Source organism: Leclercia sp. CFBP8987, assembly GCF_034044995.2.
GTDB lineage: Bacteria > Pseudomonadota > Gammaproteobacteria > Enterobacterales > Enterobacteriaceae > Enterobacter > Enterobacter tamurae.
Window position 1 is genome coordinate 304,954 of sequence record NZ_CM188255.1, and the last position, 18,001, is coordinate 322,954.

At 60.1% G+C, this 18,001-nt stretch carries 17 protein-coding genes and 1 pseudogene; 4 read left to right on the forward strand and 14 right to left on the reverse strand.

The window, feature by feature from the left end; genetic code table 11:
• Window positions 1–41: 41 nt before the first annotated feature.
• The 3 genes and pseudogenes from SOM40_RS01430 to fdhF form a co-directional block, all read right to left on the reverse strand.
• Window positions 42–716, reverse strand: a complete 675-nt coding sequence (locus SOM40_RS01430; protein WP_225759791.1) for a tetratricopeptide repeat protein — start codon at window positions 714–716, stop codon at window positions 42–44.
• Window positions 717–1,008: 292 nt separating this feature from the next.
• Window positions 1,009–1,110: pseudogene (locus SOM40_RS01435) on the reverse strand (Hok/Gef family protein); the annotation flags it as partial.
• 323 nt (window positions 1,111–1,433) lie between these two features.
• On the reverse strand, window positions 1,434–3,581 hold the full coding sequence (gene fdhF / locus SOM40_RS01440; RefSeq protein WP_320529810.1) for a formate dehydrogenase subunit alpha: 2,148 nt from the start codon (window positions 3,579–3,581) through the stop codon (window positions 1,434–1,436).
• Between the two features lie 227 nt (window positions 3,582–3,808).
• Here fdhF and SOM40_RS01445 point away from each other — a divergent pair, with 227 nt between their 5' ends.
• Window positions 3,809–4,540: a response regulator gene (locus SOM40_RS01445; protein WP_106993961.1), complete on the forward strand. Its 732-nt coding sequence runs from the start codon at window positions 3,809–3,811 to the stop codon at window positions 4,538–4,540.
• On the opposite strand, the gene SOM40_RS01450 is transcribed toward SOM40_RS01445, so the two are convergent.
• The 6 genes from SOM40_RS01450 to SOM40_RS01475 form a co-directional block, all read right to left on the reverse strand.
• Window positions 4,537–5,547: a carbohydrate kinase family protein gene (locus tag SOM40_RS01450; RefSeq protein ID WP_320529811.1), complete on the reverse strand. Its 1,011-nt coding sequence runs from the start codon at window positions 5,545–5,547 to the stop codon at window positions 4,537–4,539. The genes SOM40_RS01445 and SOM40_RS01450 overlap by 4 nt on opposite strands.
• A complete protein-coding gene (locus SOM40_RS01455; RefSeq protein ID WP_320529812.1) occupies window positions 5,547–6,407 on the reverse strand; it encodes a ketose 1,6-bisphosphate aldolase in 861 nt (286 codons plus the stop codon). Before SOM40_RS01455 ends, SOM40_RS01450 begins: the two co-directional genes overlap by 1 nt.
• A 10-nt stretch (window positions 6,408–6,417) precedes the next feature.
• The gene (locus SOM40_RS01460; protein ID WP_320529813.1) at window positions 6,418–7,104 is read right to left on the reverse strand and encodes a D-lyxose/D-mannose isomerase; all 687 of its coding nucleotides are present in this window, start codon (window positions 7,102–7,104) and stop codon (window positions 6,418–6,420) included.
• 93 nt (window positions 7,105–7,197) lie between these two features.
• Window positions 7,198–8,139 (reverse strand): ABC transporter substrate-binding protein, encoded by a 942-nt coding sequence (locus SOM40_RS01465; RefSeq protein WP_225759786.1) that lies wholly within the window; start codon window positions 8,137–8,139, stop codon window positions 7,198–7,200.
• A 28-nt stretch (window positions 8,140–8,167) separates the two neighbouring features.
• Entirely contained in the window at window positions 8,168–9,163 is a 996-nt protein-coding gene (locus SOM40_RS01470) for an ABC transporter permease subunit (protein ID WP_106993966.1), read from the reverse strand.
• A 2-nt stretch (window positions 9,164–9,165) separates the two neighbouring features.
• Window positions 9,166–10,680, reverse strand: coding sequence for a sugar ABC transporter ATP-binding protein (locus SOM40_RS01475; RefSeq protein WP_320529814.1), 1,515 nt, complete (start codon window positions 10,678–10,680; stop codon window positions 9,166–9,168).
• A gap of 222 nt (window positions 10,681–10,902) precedes the next feature.
• On the opposite strand from SOM40_RS01475, the gene SOM40_RS01480 reads away from it, so the two are divergent.
• The 3 genes from SOM40_RS01480 (at window position 10,903) to yjdP (ending at window position 14,346) form a co-directional block, all read left to right on the forward strand.
• Entirely contained in the window at window positions 10,903–13,209 is a 2,307-nt protein-coding gene (locus SOM40_RS01480) for an ATP-binding protein (protein ID WP_320529815.1), read from the forward strand.
• A 107-nt stretch (window positions 13,210–13,316) separates the two neighbouring features.
• Window positions 13,317–13,949 (forward strand): GNAT family N-acetyltransferase, encoded by a 633-nt coding sequence (locus SOM40_RS01485; RefSeq protein ID WP_262663009.1) that lies wholly within the window; start codon window positions 13,317–13,319, stop codon window positions 13,947–13,949.
• Window positions 13,950–14,019: 70 nt separating this feature from the next.
• Entirely contained in the window at window positions 14,020–14,346 is a 327-nt protein-coding gene (gene yjdP / locus SOM40_RS01490; RefSeq protein WP_320529816.1) for a DDRRRQL repeat protein YjdP, read from the forward strand.
• A gap of 90 nt (window positions 14,347–14,436) precedes the next feature.
• Here the strand turns inward: yjdP and phnP are convergent, their stop codons facing one another.
• The 5 genes from phnP to phnL are packed head-to-tail and all read right to left on the reverse strand — an operon-like array spanning window position 14,437 to window position 17,993.
• Window positions 14,437–15,195 (reverse strand): phosphonate metabolism protein PhnP, encoded by a 759-nt coding sequence (gene phnP, locus SOM40_RS01495; protein ID WP_262671988.1) that lies wholly within the window; start codon window positions 15,193–15,195, stop codon window positions 14,437–14,439.
• A 9-nt stretch (window positions 15,196–15,204) separates the two neighbouring features.
• Window positions 15,205–15,639: an aminoalkylphosphonate N-acetyltransferase gene (gene phnO / locus SOM40_RS01500; RefSeq protein ID WP_106993973.1), complete on the reverse strand. Its 435-nt coding sequence runs from the start codon at window positions 15,637–15,639 to the stop codon at window positions 15,205–15,207.
• Window positions 15,632–16,183 carry a ribose 1,5-bisphosphokinase gene (phnN, locus tag SOM40_RS01505; protein ID WP_320530006.1) on the reverse strand — a complete coding sequence of 184 codons (552 nt, stop codon included), beginning with the start codon at window positions 16,181–16,183 and terminating at the stop codon, window positions 15,632–15,634. Before phnN ends, phnO begins: the two co-directional genes overlap by 8 nt.
• The gene (gene phnM / locus SOM40_RS01510; protein ID WP_106993975.1) at window positions 16,180–17,316 is read right to left on the reverse strand and encodes an alpha-D-ribose 1-methylphosphonate 5-triphosphate diphosphatase; all 1,137 of its coding nucleotides are present in this window, start codon (window positions 17,314–17,316) and stop codon (window positions 16,180–16,182) included. The genes phnN and phnM overlap by 4 nt, the downstream gene beginning before the upstream one ends.
• On the reverse strand, window positions 17,313–17,993 hold the full coding sequence (phnL, locus tag SOM40_RS01515; RefSeq protein WP_261644574.1) for a phosphonate C-P lyase system protein PhnL: 681 nt from the start codon (window positions 17,991–17,993) through the stop codon (window positions 17,313–17,315). The genes phnM and phnL overlap by 4 nt, the downstream gene beginning before the upstream one ends.
• Window positions 17,994–18,001: the final 8 nt, after the last annotated feature.

The following is an 18,001-nucleotide window of genomic DNA, read 5'->3' on the forward strand; positions in this document are numbered from 1 at the left end:
GTAGGCCGGGCAAGCGAAGCGCCCCCGGCACGAAGACCGCACTACTCCCCGCTTAACGTATCAAACTCCTCGCACCCCGTATCAAAGCCTTCGCTACAGCTCAGATTTAACCAGTACAGCGCCTTCTGTTTATTCGGCGTGATAAACCCGGCCTCGCCCTGGTGAAATACCTGGCCTGCCCAGTACTCTGCGTAACCCGTGCGCGAAAGGGTGGAGCTCTGCTTAAACCACTGGGCGGCCTGGACGTCATCCTGCGCGACCTCCACGCCGTTGGCGTAGATCAGCCCCAGCAGCAGTTGGGCATCAACGGCGGCGTCATCCTCGGTATTGCCGGCAACCTTATGCAGTAAGGTCAGCGCCTGCGGGTAGTCGGTTTGCCCGGCCCCGGTATTCACCAGTAAACGCGCCAGCATCACTGCACCCGGTGAACTGCCCGCCACGGTGGCCTGCTGCGCCAGCCCCTTCGCCTGCGCCAGATCGCCGTGTTTAAACTTGATTTGCGACAGCAGCGCCATGGCATCCACGTCACCGTTTTTAGCCGCTTTCTCGGCCCAGGTTTCGGCCTGCTTATCATCACCCGAGCTGTACCAGGTTTCGGCAAGATAATACTGAGCCCGGCTGTCGCCCGCCTCAGCCTGCTTCAGGTACTGGCCACCAATCTCCTCGGCGCAAACCAGGGAAGAAAAAAGGATCAACAACAGATAAAGAGGTTTCATGCGTTATTTTCGTAGGGGTAGATAACGGGCAGTATAAGCGCGGTATGAGAAGAAAAAAATGGGTGCGTTAAGACCTCACCTCCCCACAAGCCGGGCGGGTTTCCCCGCCCGCTGACGTTAACCTGCTGCGCAGGCTAATTAGACGCCACTTCATACTGTTCACTCTTTATACCCGTCATACTTCAAGTTGCCTGTGCGTTGGCTTTCCTCGCTCACCCCAGTCACTTACCAGAGTAAGCTCCTGGGGATTCGCTGCGTCGCCGCCTTCATGCAACTCGAATTATTTTGGGTATATTGTGAGTTCGCATAACATGCCGCGATTAATAAAGGCGAATATTATTATAGTCAGGCAAATAATAACTATTATGCCTAACACGGTTTTTAATGGCGTCATGCCCTTTACTCCTTGCTAATAAAAGAATAAGGGGCTATCCTCAACTTGTGTGGAGTTGAGGGATAGCCCCCGGTTAATGGAAACATTTCCGGGGTTTTTCACTTTCTGTCCCTCAACTTATGCTCAAGACAGAAAGCCTTAAGCACCCGTCGGTAATCTTATCCCTATGAACTAAAAAGAAAAAATGTAATTTAATTTGTGGGCAATTACATTTATCTGGAATCATGCTCGCAAAATAATATTCGCCATATTTCGTTATTATTATGCAAATAAAAGCGGGGTAAATATTTCACCCCGTTTTATTAATAGCTCCATTAATTGCATCAACCTATCGCGGTTTCCCGTAACGCTTTTTTCAGCTTATTATATTCATCAATCACATATTGCTCGGCGGCAGCCTGATCCGCTATCGGCTCGACGCGCACAGCACAATATTTATATTCCGGCGTTTTGGTTATCGGGCTGAGGTTTTCCGTCACCAGCTCGTTGCAGGCCCCGATCCACCACTGATAGGTCATATACACCGCACCAACGTTTGGCCGATCGCTTACCTGGGCCCGGGTGATGACCCGACCTTTGCGAGAGTTGACCCACACCAGCGCCTCATCCTCAATGCCCAGCTGTTTGGCATCCTCGGTGTTGATCTGCACATAGCCGGGCTCATCCGCCAGCGCCGACAAGGCCGCACAGTTGCCGGTCATTGAGCGGCAGGAGTAGTGACCCACTTCGCGCACGGTGGAGAGTACCATCGGATAGTCGTCATCCAGCTTATCGATGGGGGCCATCCAGTCGCAGGTGAAGAACTGCGCCAGCCCGTTCGGGGTGTCGAATTTCTCCGCAAACAGGAACGAGGTGCCCTGGTCCTCCGGCGATTCGTCCCGGCATGGCCACTGGATATAGCCCAGCTCGCCCATCTTCTCGTAGGTTGCCCCTTTAAAGCCCGGGCACAGCTGCCGCAGCTCGTCCCAGATTTGCTGCGTGTTGTCGTAGTGCATCGGGTAGCCCATCCGGGTGGCGATCTCGCTGATAATCTGCCAGTCGGTTTTCAGATCCCACTTCGGCTCGACGGCCTTAAAGAAGCGCTGGAAGCCGCGGTCAGCGGCGGTGTAGACCCCTTCATGTTCGCCCCACGAGGTGGACGGCAGGATCACATCCGCCACCGCCGCGGTTTTGGTCATAAAGATATCCTGGACAATCACCAGCTCAAGATCGGCAAACGCCTGACGCACCGCCGAAAGCTCAGCATCGGTCTGGAGCGGATCTTCCCCCATGATGTACGCCGCCCGCACCTCTTTGTGGGCTACGCGGTGCGGCAGCTCGCTGATACGGTACCCGGGATGCGCTGGCAGGCTGTCGACACCCCAGGCTCTGGCGAACTTCTCACGGTTTTCCGGGAACTTAACGAACTGGTAGCCCGGGTAGGTATCCGGCAATGCGCCCATATCGCAGGCACCCTGGACGTTATTCTGCCCCCGTACCGGGTTGACCCCGACGTGGGCTTTGCCGAGGTTGCCGGTCAGCATGGCGAGGCTGGTCAGCGCGCGTACGGTCTCCACCCCCTGCCAGAACTGGGTCACGCCCATCCCCCACAGCAGGGTGGCCGTTTTCGCCCCGGCATACAGGCGTGCAGCCTGGCGGATCTCCCGCGCGCTCACGCCGGTAATGGCCTCGACCGACTCCGGCGTGTAGCGTTCCACAATCTGACGGTACGCATCAAAGCCCTCCGTGCGGGTGGTGACGAAGGCCCGATCGTAGAGGTTCTCGGCAATAATCACGTGGCCGATGGCATTAAGCAGGGCGATGTTCGAGCCGTTTCGCAATGCAATGTGCATATCGGCAATGCGCGCGGTTTCGATACGCCGCGGATCGCAGACGATGATTCTGGCCCCGTTCTGCTTCGCGCGCAGAATATGATTCGCGACAATCGGGTGCGAATCTGCCGGGTTATAGCCAAAAATAAACACCAGATCGCTGTTATCAATCTCGTTGATAGCATTGCTCATGGCGCCATTCCCGACCGACTGGTGCAGACCTGCAACCGAGGGGCCGTGTCAGACGCGTGCGCAGCAGTCGACGTTGTTGGTGCCAATCACCGCCCGGGCAAATTTTTGCATCAGGTAGTTGGTTTCATTTCCGGTACCGCGCGAGGAGCCGGTGGTCTGGATCGCGTCCGGACCATACTGTTCCTTGATGGCGCTGAGGCGCTGTGCGACATAGTCCAGCGCTTCATCCCAGGAGACGGACTCCAGCCTGCCGCCGCGTTCGCGGCGGATCATTGGGCTCTTCAGCCGCGGGGTGAGGATTTGGGTGTCGTTGATAAAATCCCAGCCGTAATAGCCCTTCAGGCACAGCTTGCCCTGATTGGTTTTCCCGTCGGCTGCCTCCGCCCGGATGATGTTGCCGTTATCGACCACCAGGTTGATCTTGCATCCTGAGGCGCAATAGGGGCACACCGTGATGACGTTTTGCATCGGTCTCGCTCCAGATTCAAATGATGCTGACATGTAGGTTTCCCCTGACTTTACGGGCGAATCCGGGTCAAAACCCTGACGGAAAACAGGCCCGCGTCAAAAATTGCGACAGCGGAAGCGATGGGGATGTGACGGCGGTTGAAGATCCGTGACGGAAAAGGCGTTTTGGCTGGAGCCTTGCACAGAATGGGCCAGACTGATCTTTACCTCCCCAATGGAATCCCGTGATGAAACCAGCAATTCTGGTGGTCGATGACGACACCGCGGTCTGCGAACTGTTGCAGGATGTGCTCAACGAGCACGTCTTTACTGTCCATGTGTGCCACAACGGCCAGGATGCCCTGCGGCTGGCGCAGCAGGTACCGGAGATCGCGCTGGTGTTGCTGGATATGATGCTGCCGGATATCAACGGCTTGCAGGTGCTCCAGCAGCTGCAAAAGCAGCGCCCGGAACTGCCGGTGATCATGCTTACCGGCCTCGGCAGTGAGTCGGACGTGGTGGTGGGCCTTGAGATGGGGGCCGACGACTACATCGGTAAGCCCTTCAACCCCCGGGTGGTGGTGGCGCGGGTCAAAGCCGTGCTGCGCCGCACTGGCGCGCTGGCGGCAGAACCTGTCGTTGCCCGGGTGGCCGGGATCGGCTTTAACGGCTGGACGCTGGACACCACCCGCTGTGAACTGATTGACCCGCAGCGCGGCGTGGTGGCCCTGACCCAGGGCGAGTATGGTTTGCTCCTGGCCCTGACGCAAAATGCCCGCCGGGTACTGAGCCGCGAACAGCTCCTGGAGCTGACCCACAGCGAAAGCGCGGAGGTATTCGATCGCACCATCGACGTGCTGATCATGCGTCTGCGCCGCAAAATTGAAATCAACCCCCATCAGCCGCTGCTGATTAAAACCATCCGCGGGCTAGGCTATGTCTTTGCCGCCGACGTGCAGCACGGCGACAGGGCGGCTTAAGCCAGCGGGTTCTCCTGAATAAACAGCTGTAGCTCCGACAGGGTTTTCGCCCCGTCGATGGCGTTGGCCGCCAGCAGGCTGGCCCGCGCGCAGGCATGCGCCATGCGGATGCTCTCCGCCAGCGACAGCGATTCGTGGCAGCCATATAAAAAACCGGCGCAGAAGGCATCTCCCGCCCCGACGCTGCCGACAATCTCCTCCCGGGTCAGTCGCCATGAGGGGATCCAGCCTCCCTCCTGGTCCGGCTCCTGTCCCCAGGCCCCTTCCGGACAGTGGATCACTACCCGTGACTTCACGCCCGCCGCCAGCAGCTCTGCCCCCGCCGCGGCGATATTAGCGATTACCGGCGCATCATGGTCATCGCGCATCGGCAGGCCGCTGAATTCGCCCGCCTCCAGCTCGTTGATCACCAGATAGTCGAGATGGCGCAGGGCAGGGAGCACCAGCGGCTGATAGCGCGGATCGCCCTTGCGCGACACCAGGTCGAGGGAGGTCTGAAACCCCAGCTCGCGCATCTGCGCCAGCAGCCGCGCGCTGCGGGTGCCGTACTCTTCGTCCGGCATATCCAGGCTGTCCAGCAGCAGGAGATAGCCCAGATGGAAGATCTTCAGGCTGTGATCGAGCCGGTCGAAGGCGGGCAGATCCAGCAGCCGGTTGGCTCCCGGGGAGTGGAAAAAGGTGCGCTGGCCGCTGGGGTCGGTCATCACCTGCGACATGGAGGTGGGGGCAAAGGTGGTGCGCTGCACCCGCTGACGATTGACGTGATACTGGTCAAGCATGGCGAGAATATAATCTCCGTCATGGTCATCCCCCACCAGCCCGACCGCCTGCAGCGGGAGTCCGGAATGCATCTTCGCCAGAGTTAACAGCACGTTGAGGGGCGCACCCCCGGTGGCGCGCTCGCTGTGGACGATCTCCGCCAGCCAGCCGCGCTCCGGCCACTGCACAATCTGGTGGACGTGATCCACCAGCATATTGCCCGCCGCGATAATGCCCCGGCGTTCCATTATGCAAACCCCGTGCTGCCAAAGATGCGCATCTGCGCAGCCACGGTGTCGGTAATTGCCTCTTCGATGCCCAGCAGCAGTTCGGCAAACTCGTCGTACAGCGGCTGGCGGTTGGCCATTCGCTGCTCCACCGTCGCCAGTGCGGCCTGGGACATGCCGGTATAGAAGTTAATTTTGTGGATCCCCAGCTCAATGGCGCGGCGGAAATCGGCGTCGCTGATCCCGGACCCGCCGTGCAGCACCAGCGGCAGGCCGGTCTGCTGTCGGATGGCGTCAAGACGGGCGAAATCGAGCTTTGGCTCGCCCTTGTACTTGCCGTGGGCATTGCCGATTGCCACCGCCAGGGCGTCGATGCCGGTCTGGTCGACAAACTCCCTTGCAAGCGCAGGATCGGTGAAAAAGGCTTCGTCGGCATGGCCGTACAGGGCACCGCCCTCATCGCCGCCCACGGCACCCAGTTCCGCCTCCACCGACACGCCCACCGCGTGGCACATCTTCACCACTTCCCGCGTCTGGCGAATGTTCTCCTCGTAGCTCAGCGTGGAGCCGTCGAACATCACCGAGCTGAATCCCAGGCGTAGCGCCCGCACCACCGCCTCGAAATGCAGGCCGTGATCGAGGTTCAGCACCACTGGAATGTCGTGCCGGGCGGCTTCGAATTTGACCGCCTCCACCAGCGAGTCGAGCGAGACATACTTAAAATGCACTTCGGCAATGTTGATGATAAAGGGCGAGTTCTCCTGACGGGCGGCGGCAAACAGCGCCCGCAGAAAGTGAGAGTCGAGGACGTTAAACGCCCCCAGCGCGTAACGGTGCTCGCGGGCGTGCGCCAGCCCGTCGGCGAGAGAGATAAGTGGCATGATTCACTCCTTACTGACGAAACAGGCTGTACTCATTGCACAGGACCAGCACGGCCGGTTCGTCTTCATCGATGTTGTTATAGCGGGCGGTGGGCTGCAGGAAATGGTTGTCCGTCTCGTCATCATTCACAGAGGAGACTTCACCCACCAGCACGTCACCAAAGCCCTTCTCACCCCAGAAACTGTGGTACAGACCGGGCGGCAGGCAGATGCTCTCCCCCGGGGCGAGGCGAATATGGCTGCCCGCCACGTGGGTCTGCAGGCATCCGTCGATGGCGACGCTGATATCCCCATCCTCTTTCTGCTCATCTTCATCGGTGTTCCACAGCTCGACGATCAGATTCCCGCCGCCGCGGTTGATGATGTCCTCGCGTTTACGCCAGTGAAAGTGCAGGGGGGTCACCTGGCCCTCACGCACGTGCATGATCTTCTCTGCGTAGCATTTGGCCCATGGCTTGCCGCCGGGAGAGCCGTTGCGCAGGGCAAAGAGGGTTAAGCCCTGCGCCGCAAAGTTGTCGCCGCCGAAGGCGGTCACGTCCCAGCCAAGCCGCAGGTCGAACACTTCCTGCCAGGCATCAGGGTTAAGTTGCTGCCAGCGGGTGGGAGGAAAGCTGGCAAAGGGGGGCAGATGCACATCGTGCATCGAGAAAAACTGTCGCGTGTGGCCGAGGATCTCGTTGATTTTGGAGCGTTTCATAATGACTCCTTGAATGGTGTGCAAAACCCCCTCACCCTAACCCTCTCCCCATAGGGGAGAGGGTTAGGGTGAGGGGATCAGGCCGCACAAGGCTTACTTAACCGTCCAGCCCTTGTAATTGCCGATGTTGCTCTTGTCGATCAGCGTCACCGGGATCAGCACCGGCTCTTTCGGCGCCGGTTTGCCCTGCAGAATGTCATAGCCGATCTCCACCGCTTTCGCCGCCATCACCTGCGGGTCCTGCGCCGGGGTAGCAACAAACAGGGAGTTTTCGCGCTTCAGCGCCTCTTCGGCATCTGGCGAGCCATCAACGCCGACGATAAAGAACTCGTTACGTTGCGCCTGTTTTGCTGCCAGATCGGCACCGATCGCCGTTGGATCGTTGATGGCGAATACGCCGTCGATCTTCGGATTGGCGGCCAGCAGGGAGGTCATCACCTCCAGTCCGCCGTCACGGCTGCCTTTGGCGTTCTGGTTATCGGAAAGCACTTTGATATCCGGATGTTTTTTAAACTCAGCCTTGCAGCCTTCGACCCGGTTTTGCACCGCAGAGACCGGTGGTCCGTTGATGATCACCACGTTGCCTTTGCCTTTCAGGCGGTCGGTGATCAGCTTACAGGCCATCTCACCGGCCTGGGTGTTGTTGGAGGTGATGGTCGCATCGGCACCCTCTGCCGCCACGTCAACCGCCACCACCACAATCCCGGCGTCTTTCGCGCGTTTCACCGCCGGGCCGATCCCTTTCGAGTCAGCGGCGTTGAGGATGATCATATCGACCTTTGCGGCGATAAAGTTATCAATCTGAGAAACCTGCTGGCCGAGATCGTAGCCGCTGGAGACCAGGGTCACTTTCACGTTATCGCCCGCCAGTTTGCGCGCTTCCAGCTCGGCCCCTTTGGTGATCTGGACAAAGAACGGGTTAGCCAGGTCGCCCACCGTCACGCCGATGGACTTCAGATCTTTGGCCTGGGCAAACGGGGCTGCTGCGAGCAGTGCGCCAGCACAGAGCGCGGTAACTAATGGCTTTAATCTCATGCTGTAATCCTCACGTAGGGTATTGTTGTTATGCACTTTGATGGTGTCGGGTACGGTACTTATCGATCAGAACCGCAATGATGATCACCGCCCCTTTGATCACCAGTTGCCAGAAATAGGAGACCCCCATCAGCGTCATGCCGTTGTTGAGGGTGGCGATAATCAGCGCCCCCACCAGCGTGCCGGTGATGGTGCCGATCCCGCCGACGAAGCTGGTGCCACCGAGGATCACCGCCGCGATAGCATCCAGCTCATAGCCGGTGCCGAGGTTGCCATTGGCACTGTAGAGTCTGGATGCGCTCATCACCCCGCCGAGGCCCGAGAGCAGGCCGCTCATGCCGTAGACAAACAGCAGTACCATCCAGACCTTGATACCGGTTAAGCGCGCGGCCTGCATGTTGCCGCCCACCGCGTAGATATGTACCCCGAGGGTGGTGCGGCGCAGGATAAACCAGCAGACGGCGATCACCGCCAGGGCAATAACCACCAGCCACGGCACCGGCCCGAGATAGTTATTGCCGATCCATTCAAAGCTGATGCTGGAGTTGATCACCGTGGTGCCGTCGGCCAGCAGGTAGGCCGCGCCGCGCAGCGCCGTATAGGTGCCGAGAGTGACGATAAAGGGCGGCAGTCCGGCAAAGGCTACCAGCGCGCCGTTGAACAGCCCCAGCACCATCCCGAGCATCAGCGCCGCCGGTACCGAGAGCATCGACAGCTCCGGCATCAGCGAGACCACCATCGCCGCCACCGCGGTGGTGCCCAGAATCGAGCCCACCGACAGGTCGATGCCGCCAGTCAAAATAATGAAGGTCATCCCCGCCGCCAGCACGATGTTGATCGACGCCTGACGAGTGATGTTCAGCAGGTTGCTCTCGGTGAAGAAGTTTGGCGCGATAAAGCCAAATACCGCGACAATCAGGATCAATATCGGCAGGATGCCGATGGTTTGCATCAGATCGCCCATCAGCATTTTTTTGGCGGAGGCCGCTTTGGCCACCTGTTGCGGAGTGTTAGGTTGCGTCATGGTTATACCGCCCGATGGTGAGAGTCGTTAACGCCGGTCGCCAGCGTCATGATGTTTTCTTGTGTGATATCGGCCCGATGGAGTTCCCCGGCGATGCTCCCTTCGCGCATGACGTACACGCGATCGCTCATGCCGACCACTTCCGGCAGTTCGCTGGAGATCATCAGGATCGCCACCCCTTTGCGCGCCATCTGGTTCATGATCCGGTAGATCTCGCTTTTGGCCCCGACGTCCACGCCGCGGGTCGGCTCGTCGAGGAGCAGAATGCGCGGGCCAATCGCCACCCAGCGAGAGATGAGCAGTTTCTGCTGGTTACCGCCCGAGAGCCCGCCCGCCCGCACCTGGGAGTGCGGCACGCGAATATTGAGCAGGGCGATGGCGTCATCGGAGATCGACTGGGCTTTTTTACGGTTCAGCCAGCCGAAGGTGGCGTCGCGCTCCAGGGTCGCCATGGTGATGTTCTCCTGCGCCGCCAGCTCGAGAAACAGCCCCTGCTCCTTGCGGTTCTCGGTTAAAAAGCCGATCCCATGATCGATGGCGGCGCGCGGGGAGTGGATCACCACCGGCTCGCCATCCACCTCAATCATCCCGCCCGTCGCCTTGCGCACGCCGAAAATCAGCTGCGCCAGTTCAGAGCGACCAGCGCCTACCAGCCCGGCGAGGCCGACGATTTCGCCGGAACGCACCAGCAGGCTGCAGGGCTGCACTTTGCCGCCGTCGGTCAGGTGGTGGACGTTGAGACGCGGGCTGCCGAGAGGAATATCGCGCTCTTTGTTGAACAGATCGCTCAGCGGCCGCCCGACCATCATCCGCACCAGCTCAGAGGCGTTGAGCTTGTCGCGGGTCAGGCTGCCGACGTACTGGCCGTCACGCAGGACGCTGACCCGATCGGATAACTCATACACCTCAGCCATGCGGTGGCTGATATAGATAATCGCCATCCCTTCGTCGCGCAGGCGCAAAATCAGCTCGAACAGACGGTGGGTTTCCCGCGAGGAGAGGGCGGCGGTGGGTTCATCCATCACCAGGATGCGGCTGTTGCGGTGCAGCGCCCGGGCGATCTCCACCTGCTGCTGTTCGGCGATGGTCAGCTTCATGACCAGGTCGGTGGCTTTGAAGTGGGCGCCCAGGCGGTCGATCACCGCCTGGGCCTGGGCGGCCATCGTTTTGCGCTGCACCAGCCCGCCGCGCGACAGCTCGCTGCCGAGGAAGATGTTCTCGGCCACGGTGAGGTTGGGGGCGAGCTGCATCTCCTGATAGATCAGGGTGATGCCCGCTGCCAGGGCGTCTTTCGGGCCTTTGATGTGAAACGGTTTGCCGTCGATCAGGATCTCACCGCCGGTGGCGGTGTAGGCCCCGGCGAGGATTTTCATCAGGGTGCTTTTTCCGGCGCCGTTTTCGCCCATTAAGGCGTGGATTTCGCCGGGGAAGACCGTCAGATCCACACCCTTCAGCGCGTGGAAGTTGCCAAAGGTTTTGGCAATGTTGCGCATCTCTAAAACCGGGGTTCTGCTCATGGCGGATCTCCTGTGAGGGTCGATATCCGCACTTCATCACACCCCGGTAAATGCAAAATGTCAGAAGTCGTTCATATTTGTCATAGTTATGAATAGTTAACCGCCGTCACAATTCCCCGCTTTTTTCCCTCTCCCCAAAGGGGAGAGGGTGTAATTGTTCCCTCTCCCCTTTGGGGAGAGGGTTAGGGTGAGGGGATACACACAGCACCGGAGCCAACCTAAATGCCCTCACGCCGTCCCCCCTTCTTCGCCAGTGCTCGTGGCCGCCTGCTGATCTTCAATCTGCTGGTGGTGGCGGTGACGTTAATGGTCAGCGGCGTGGCGGTGCTGGGCTTTCGCCATGCCAGTAACATTCAGGAGCAGGTGCAGCGCCAGACCCTGGACGACATGACCGGCAGCATGAATCTGGCGCGGGAAACCGCCAACGTGGCGACGGCGGCGGTGCGGCTGTCGCAGGTGGTGGGGGCGCTGGAGTATAAAGATGAAGCCAACCGGCTGAAACAGACCCAGACGGCGCTGGGCCGCGCGCTGGAGCAGCTTGCCGACGCGCCGCTGGCGCAGCAGGAGCCGGCGCTGGTGGCGCGGATCATCCAGCGCAGCAACGAGCTTCAGCAAAGCGTAACCGGCATGCTGGAGCGCGGGCAGCGACGCCACCTGGAGCGTAACGCGCTGCTCAGCTCCCTCTACCAGAGCCAGAGCTATCTCCGCCATCTGCAGGAGATCAACCGCCGCGATGCCAGCAACCTGCCCGACGCCCGGCTGCTCAGTGAGATGGACCGGCTGATCGCCGCCGCCATCGAAACCCCCTCGCCGCGCGCCACTATTCAGCAGCTGGATACGGTGACGGCGATGTTACCCCGTCAGGCCACGCAGCCGGTGGTGAGCTTCGTCCTGCCTGATTTTAACGCCGAACTCAACAAGCTCGGCCCGCTCTCCGGGCAGCTGGAACAGAGCGATCTGTCGATCAGCTGGTATATGTTCCACATCAAGGCGCTGGTGGCGATCCTGAACAGCGATATCAACCGCTACGTAGAGCAGGTGGCGCAGGCCTCGCAGCTGCGTACCGCCGAGAGCCATCAGGAGCTGCGCTCCATCAGCATCTTTATCACCCTGTTTGCCGTGCTGGCGCTGATCATCACCGCTTTTGCCTGCTGGTATATCTACCGCAATCTGGGTACTAACCTCACCGCTATCTCCCGGGCGATGTCGCGACTGGCCCACGGCGAGCAGGATGTCTCGGTACCTGCGCTCCAGCGTCGGGATGAGCTGGGGGAGCTGGCCCGGGCATTTAACGTCTTTGCCCGTAATACCGCTTCGCTGGAGCATACTACGCGGCTGCTGAAGGAGAAGACCTCGCAGATGGAGGTGGATCGTCTTGAACGTCAGGGGCTGGAAGAAGCATTGCTGCACAGCCAGAAGATGAAGGCGGTCGGCCAGCTGACGGGCGGGCTGGCGCATGATTTCAATAACCTGCTGGCGGTGATCATCGGCAGCCTCGAGCTGGCCGACCCCCATTCGCCGGATGCCCCGCGCATCAGCCGCGCACTGAAGGCCGCCGAGCGCGGGGCGCTGTTGACCCAGCGCCTGCTGGCCTTCTCCCGCAAGCAGTCCCTGAACCCGCACGCGGTGGAGATGAAGCCCCTGCTGGAAAACCTCGCCGAGCTGATGCGCCACTCTCTGCCCGCCACGGTGGCGCTGGATATCGAAGCGCAGACCCCGGCGTGGCCGGCGTGGATTGACGTTGGTCAGCTGGAAAACGCCCTCATCAACCTGGTGATGAACGCCCGCGATGCGATGGAAGGACACAGCGGGACCATCAAAATCCGCACCTGGAACCAGCGCGTGACCCGCAGCGACGGGCGTAAGCAGGACATGGTGGCGCTGGAGGTGATCGACCACGGCGCCGGGATGTCGCAGGCGATCAAATCCCAGGTCTTTGAACCCTTCTTCACCACCAAGCAGACCGGCAGCGGCAGCGGGCTGGGGCTGTCGATGGTCTACGGCTTCGTGCGCCAGTCCGGCGGTCGGGTGGAGATCGAAAGTGCCCCCGGACAGGGCACTACCGTGCGGCTGCATCTGCCGCGCGCCACCTTACAGGCGGTCCCCTCCCCGGAAGCCAGTGCTACATTGACTTCGCCGCCAGGCGACCGGCTGGTGCTGGTGCTGGACGATCAGACCGACGTCCGACAGATGCTGTGCGAGCAGCTCCATCAGCTGGGTTACCTGACCCTGGAGGCTGAAACCGGCGAGCAGGCGCTGGAGATGCTGAACGCCTCTGCGGATATTGAGATGTTTATTAGCGATTTAATGCTGCCCGGCAACCTGAGCGGCGCGGAAGTGATCCAGCATGTGCGCCAGCATTTTCCGCATCTCCCGGTACTGCTGATGAGCGGCCAGGATCTGCGTCCGGCGCACAACCCGCAGCTGCCAGAAGTGGAGCTGTTGCGTAAGCCATTCACCCGCGGGCAGCTGGCGCAGGCGCTGCGTAAAATCGATACGAATGCGGAGAAAATTTGCCGCAGTGTTTAAGAATTAATCAATCGTTTCCGCGGCATCGGTGGTGCTAATCTGCGCAAAAATAAGCGGATTAGGATATAAAGGGAATTATGCCGGTACTGACGAGAGGGGACTCACATATGATCGTGATGCCTACAACCTATAGCCCGATGACAGTCGCGCGCGCCTTTAAACAGGTGGAAGAGTTTGAGCTCTCCGGGCGACTGCTGCATGTTATCTACGATCCACAGACGCCTCGTGCGGCCATTATTGAAGCGGATATCGAAACCTTTGAAGGGGTACCGCGCCATCGTGTGGTGGCGGCGCTGGATTTACAGCGAAAACCCACCCTGGGGAAAGATATTGTTGCTGTTGAACGCTGCTGGGAAGATGCCAATATTATTCAGGTCGAGGGGATTTGTGTCGATCCCGCAGAGCGAGATAAAGGGCTGGCAACCCGGTTGTATGAGGCGTTAATCCTGCACTGTGGTATCACGCTGGTAAGCGATTTCGACCAGTACGAAGGCGGTAAGATGCTTTGGCAAAAGATTGCACGTGAGTCCGATCAAATTGCTGTTTTTGTCCTGGATACCGAGCAAGGCGCATTTTGGCCCTATGATGGCAGTAAAGTGATTTACGATGGCGGCTGTATTCCTGAGGAGCGTATCTGGAGTATTTCGCCTGACCAAAAATGCCATGGTGTCGTTTTAGTGGCGGAGAACAGGCAACGAGCGAATCAAATGATGGAGGGGAGTTCAGGCTACAGAATTTGAGATTCCTCCGCTACTCGCTCTGACTGTCGTTTATTACCGTAAGGCCAGCTCACCCTGCGAGACTGGCTTTATGAAACGTACCTTTACCGCTCTGTTATTTGGTCTGCTCTCTTTAACCAGCCAGCTGGCGCATGCCGACATCGTTGACGATGCGATCGGCAATATTCAGCAGGCGATTAACGATGCCTACAACCCCAACAGCAATAATCGCAATTCCGACGACGATCGCTATGAAGAGAGCCGTCGCAGCAGCGACAGCCGTCAGTATGACGATCGGCGCAGGCAGCTTGAGGATCGGCGCCGCCAGCTGGATGACCGCCAGCGCCAGTTGGACGAAGACCGGCGTCGGCTGGAAGAGGACGAGCGGCGGTTAGAGGATGATTACGATCGGCGCTGATGCCCGGCGGCGCTTCGCTTGCACGGGCCTACAAATGGCCACGAACCGTAGGCCGGGTAAGGCGTAGCCGCCACCCGGCGATGCGATGCCTCAGTCCAGCACCAATACCATTCCGTCATACCCCGCCTCAAACCCCTCTGGCAGCGGGTTGTCCATCATCCACACGTCAAACTGATGGCTGATATGGGTCAGGATCACCTGCGGGCAGCCAATCACCTCATTCAGGGCGATCACCGTATTCAGATCGCAATGGTTGCGCGGCGTCTCCGTGCGCGGCTCGTGGCTGCAGTCAATCACCATCGCCTGCGGGTGGTTGTTGAGTAAAAACTTCACCGTTTTGTCCGGCAGCCCGGCGGTGTCCGACAGCCAGGCCACCCGGCTATGGGCGCTCTCCAGCAGATAGCCAAACGTCAGCTTCGAATGATTTAGCGGTAGCGGCGTCACGCGTAAACCCTGCAGTTCAAACACCACAAAGGGCTCCAGCGTGTGGCTAAAGTCGAGAATACCGGGATGCTTAAACAGATCGTCGCAGCCAGCTTCATCCGGCGGGCCGTATACCGGGATGGTCGCCCCCACGCCCCAGCGCAGCGGGAACAGCCCCTGGACATGATCCATATGGTAGTGGGTGAGTAAAAACTGCTGAAAACTGCCTGCGGGCCAGTCGTCCATCAGGTGCGGGATCCCCGCGTCCAGCAGCGTCACCGCGTCGTTGAATTTGACCACCGCGCTACAGGGGCGACGGCGCCAGGCGTCCTGCAAACGCGCCCGACGGCAGGCCGGACAGTCACAGCCAAAAGCGGGCACCAGCTGGGCGCCACCGGTTCCTGTTAACGTAATGGTCAGACTCATAGCGCCCCCTTACAGCGGTTTGGTGAAGCGAAAATGGCTCTGTGTGTACCCTTCCCGAAGATAAAAGCGGTGCGCGTCGAGGCGCTTTACGCTGGTGGAGAGCTCGGTCATTTCTGCCCCGGCCTGACGCGCGAACGCCTCGGCCCAGGCTAACAGCTGGCTGCCCACCCTCAGCCCGCGTGCCTGCGGCATCACCACCAGCTCCTGGATTTCGCCGATCCAGTTGGCATGATGCAGATGAAACTGCATATGCAGGCCGATCATGCCGACAATGTGTCCATCCTGTTCGGCCAGCTGGTAACGCATATTGTGATCCAGCAGATTGGCCGCAAAACCGGCGTGAAAAGCCGATCGGTCCAGCTCGGCCTGCTTAAGTTCGCAAATCAGGCCGTATACCGCGTCAACGTCCTCCGCCGTGGCGGGACGCAACTCACACTCAGGCATGGTTTTTCTCCTTCTGGTGAATCAGTGAGAGGAAGTGCTCGACGGACTGGAGCAAACTTCCGTCGTTATTCAGGACAGGACAGTGGGAGGGCGTATAGCGGGCGGCACGCTCCAGCCGCTGGTCGATCTCCCGGGCGTTCTCCCGGCCACGGCTTTGCAGTCGGCTACGCAGGATCTCTGGCGATACCTGCAGGCAGATCGGCAGTAACGCTGCCGCATAGCGCGCCTGCGCCTGGGGCAGATGGGCCCGCGAGCCGTTCACCACCACGTCGAACCCGGCGTGCAGCCAGAGGTCGATCTCCAGACCCACCCCATAATAATAGCCGTTAGCGTGCCAGCTCAGGGCAAACAGTTGCTGCCCGGCGCGGGTAAAAAACTCGGGCTCGCTGAGGGCAATGTGATTTTCATTCCCGGCAGTGGCGTGGCGGGTGATGTAGCGGTGCGCCACCAGCAGCTGCGGGTGGGTATGCTGGCGTAATGCCTCCAGCAGGCTGTCCTTTCCGGAGCCCGAAGGCCCCATTAACCAGATCACTCTTCCCATCAGAACACCCGTTTTCCCTGACGCCAGACGTGGTCGATATGAATATGCTCGCCTTTGCGGTGCGCCAGCACCAGGTCCGCCCGCTTGCCTTCGCCAATCACCCCGCGGTCGTGCAGGTTCAGCGCCTGCGCCGGGTTCTTCGTCACCAGACGGATCGCCTGCGGCAGGGTAAAAGCGTTGCCCTCGTCGTCAGCCACCCGGAATGCGGCATCCAGCAGGCTGGCCGGGTAGTAATCGGACGAGAGAATATCCAGCAGCCCGAGCGACGCCAGCGAGCTGGCCGCTACGTTGCCGGAGTGCGAGCCGCCGCGCACGATATTTGGGGCGCCCATCAGGACGTTCATGCCGTGCTGGCGGGAGGCTTCTGCCGCTTCAAAAGTGGTGGGAAATTCGGCGATCGTGCTGCCAAGTTGCCGGGATTCGAGCACATGATCCGCTGTAGCGTCATCGTGGCTGGCGAGGGCGATATTGCGCTCCCGGCACAGGGCCGCGATGGCCTGGCGATTGGGCTGCGACCAGCGTGCCGCCAGGGCCAACTGCTCCTCTTCGTAGCGCGCCATCTGCTCGTCATTGAGGGAGTATTTGCCCTGATAATATTCACGGTACTTTTCAATATTGGCGAACTGACGCTGACCCGGGGAGTGATCCATCAGCGACACCAGAGTCACCGGCTCGCGGCCCGCCAGCTTCTCGAACAGCGGCAGGGTGGTGTGATGGGGCAGCTCGCAGCGCAGGTGCAGGCGGTGCTCGGCGCGGTTGAGGCCGCGCTTCTGCGTCTCCTCCACGGCGTTGATCATCTTCTCCAGATTCTCCAGCCGGTCGCCGCCGTCGCGCACGTCACCGATCGCCACCGCGTCCAGCACGGTGGTGATGCCGCTGGCGACCATCATTCCGTCGTGGCTGCTCATTGCCGAATGGGCGGGCCAGTCGACTTTTGGGCGTGGAGTGAAGAACTTGTCCATGTTGTCGGTGTGCAGCTCGATAAGCCCCGGCAGCAGCCAGCCGCCTTCGCCGTCCATTGCCTCGGGTGAGCGACTCGGGGTTTCGGCAAAGGCGCGAATGACGCCGTCCTGAACCTCGATGGAGCCGTTAACGACCTCGTTTTCCAGCACCAGTTTTACGTTGTTTACGATCATACGGTGATCCCCATCGGGTGCAGACGATCCGCCACGCGATCCCGCACCGCGTCGTCGTGGAAGATCCCGACGATCGCTGCGCCGCGCGCTTTGGCCTCTTCGATCAGTTCAATAACCGCCGTACCGTTTTTGCCATCCAGCGAGGCGGTGGGTTCATCGAGCAGTAAAATCGGGTAATCGACGATAAAGCCCCGGGCGATGTTGACCCGCTGCTGCTCTCCGCCGGAGAAGGTGGAGGGAGCGAGATGCCACAGGCGCTCCGGTACGTTGAGGCGCGTCAGCAGGCTGGCGGCTTTGGCGGCGCAGATGTCGCGCGGCACGCCGAGATCCAGCAGGGGCTGCATCACCACCTCCAGCGCCGGCACGCGGGGGATGACGCGTAAAAACTGGCTGACCCAGCCGATGGTGGTGCGGCGCACGTCCCGCACCTTGCGTGCCGGGGCCTGCACCAGATCCACCCATTCGTCGCCGTGACGGACATGAATGTGGCCTTCGTCCGGCAGGTAGTTGGCGTACAAAGAGCGCAGCAGGGTCGATTTACCGCTGCCGGAGTGGCCGTGCAGCACCACGCATTCGCCGTTGTTGACCTCAAGGGAGGCATTTTGCAGCACCGGCAGGCGCACGCCGTTTTGTTGGTGGAGCACAAAGGTTTTACTGACGTTTTCGACGCGGATCATGTTGGCCT

What these genes read in the sequence shown, in the direction of transcription:
- SOM40_RS01430 (WP_225759791.1), bottom strand. Translation starts at nt 716, where the DNA reads ATGAAACCTCTTTATCTGTTGTTGATCCTTTTTTCTTCCCTGGTTTGC.
- SOM40_RS01445 (WP_106993961.1), top strand. Translation starts at nt 3,809, where the DNA reads ATGAAACCAGCAATTCTGGTGGTCGATGACGACACCGCGGTCTGCGAA.
- SOM40_RS01450 (WP_320529811.1), bottom strand. Translation starts at nt 5,547, where the DNA reads ATGGAACGCCGGGGCATTATCGCGGCGGGCAATATGCTGGTGGATCAC.
- SOM40_RS01455 (WP_320529812.1), bottom strand. Translation starts at nt 6,407, where the DNA reads ATGCCACTTATCTCTCTCGCCGACGGGCTGGCGCACGCCCGCGAGCAC.
- SOM40_RS01460 (WP_320529813.1), bottom strand. Translation starts at nt 7,104, where the DNA reads ATGAAACGCTCCAAAATCAACGAGATCCTCGGCCACACGCGACAGTTT.
- SOM40_RS01465 (WP_225759786.1), bottom strand. Translation starts at nt 8,139, where the DNA reads ATGAGATTAAAGCCATTAGTTACCGCGCTCTGTGCTGGCGCACTGCTC.
- SOM40_RS01470 (WP_106993966.1), bottom strand. Translation starts at nt 9,163, where the DNA reads ATGACGCAACCTAACACTCCGCAACAGGTGGCCAAAGCGGCCTCCGCC.
- SOM40_RS01475 (WP_320529814.1), bottom strand. Translation starts at nt 10,680, where the DNA reads ATGAGCAGAACCCCGGTTTTAGAGATGCGCAACATTGCCAAAACCTTT.
- SOM40_RS01480 (WP_320529815.1), top strand. Translation starts at nt 10,903, where the DNA reads ATGCCCTCACGCCGTCCCCCCTTCTTCGCCAGTGCTCGTGGCCGCCTG.
- SOM40_RS01485 (WP_262663009.1), top strand. Translation starts at nt 13,317, where the DNA reads ATGATCGTGATGCCTACAACCTATAGCCCGATGACAGTCGCGCGCGCC.
- yjdP (WP_320529816.1), top strand. Translation starts at nt 14,020, where the DNA reads ATGAAACGTACCTTTACCGCTCTGTTATTTGGTCTGCTCTCTTTAACC.
- phnP (WP_262671988.1), bottom strand. Translation starts at nt 15,195, where the DNA reads ATGAGTCTGACCATTACGTTAACAGGAACCGGTGGCGCCCAGCTGGTG.
- phnO (WP_106993973.1), bottom strand. Translation starts at nt 15,639, where the DNA reads ATGCCTGAGTGTGAGTTGCGTCCCGCCACGGCGGAGGACGTTGACGCG.
- phnM (WP_106993975.1), bottom strand. Translation starts at nt 17,316, where the DNA reads ATGATCGTAAACAACGTAAAACTGGTGCTGGAAAACGAGGTCGTTAAC.
- phnL (WP_261644574.1), bottom strand. Translation starts at nt 17,993, where the DNA reads ATGATCCGCGTCGAAAACGTCAGTAAAACCTTTGTGCTCCACCAACAA.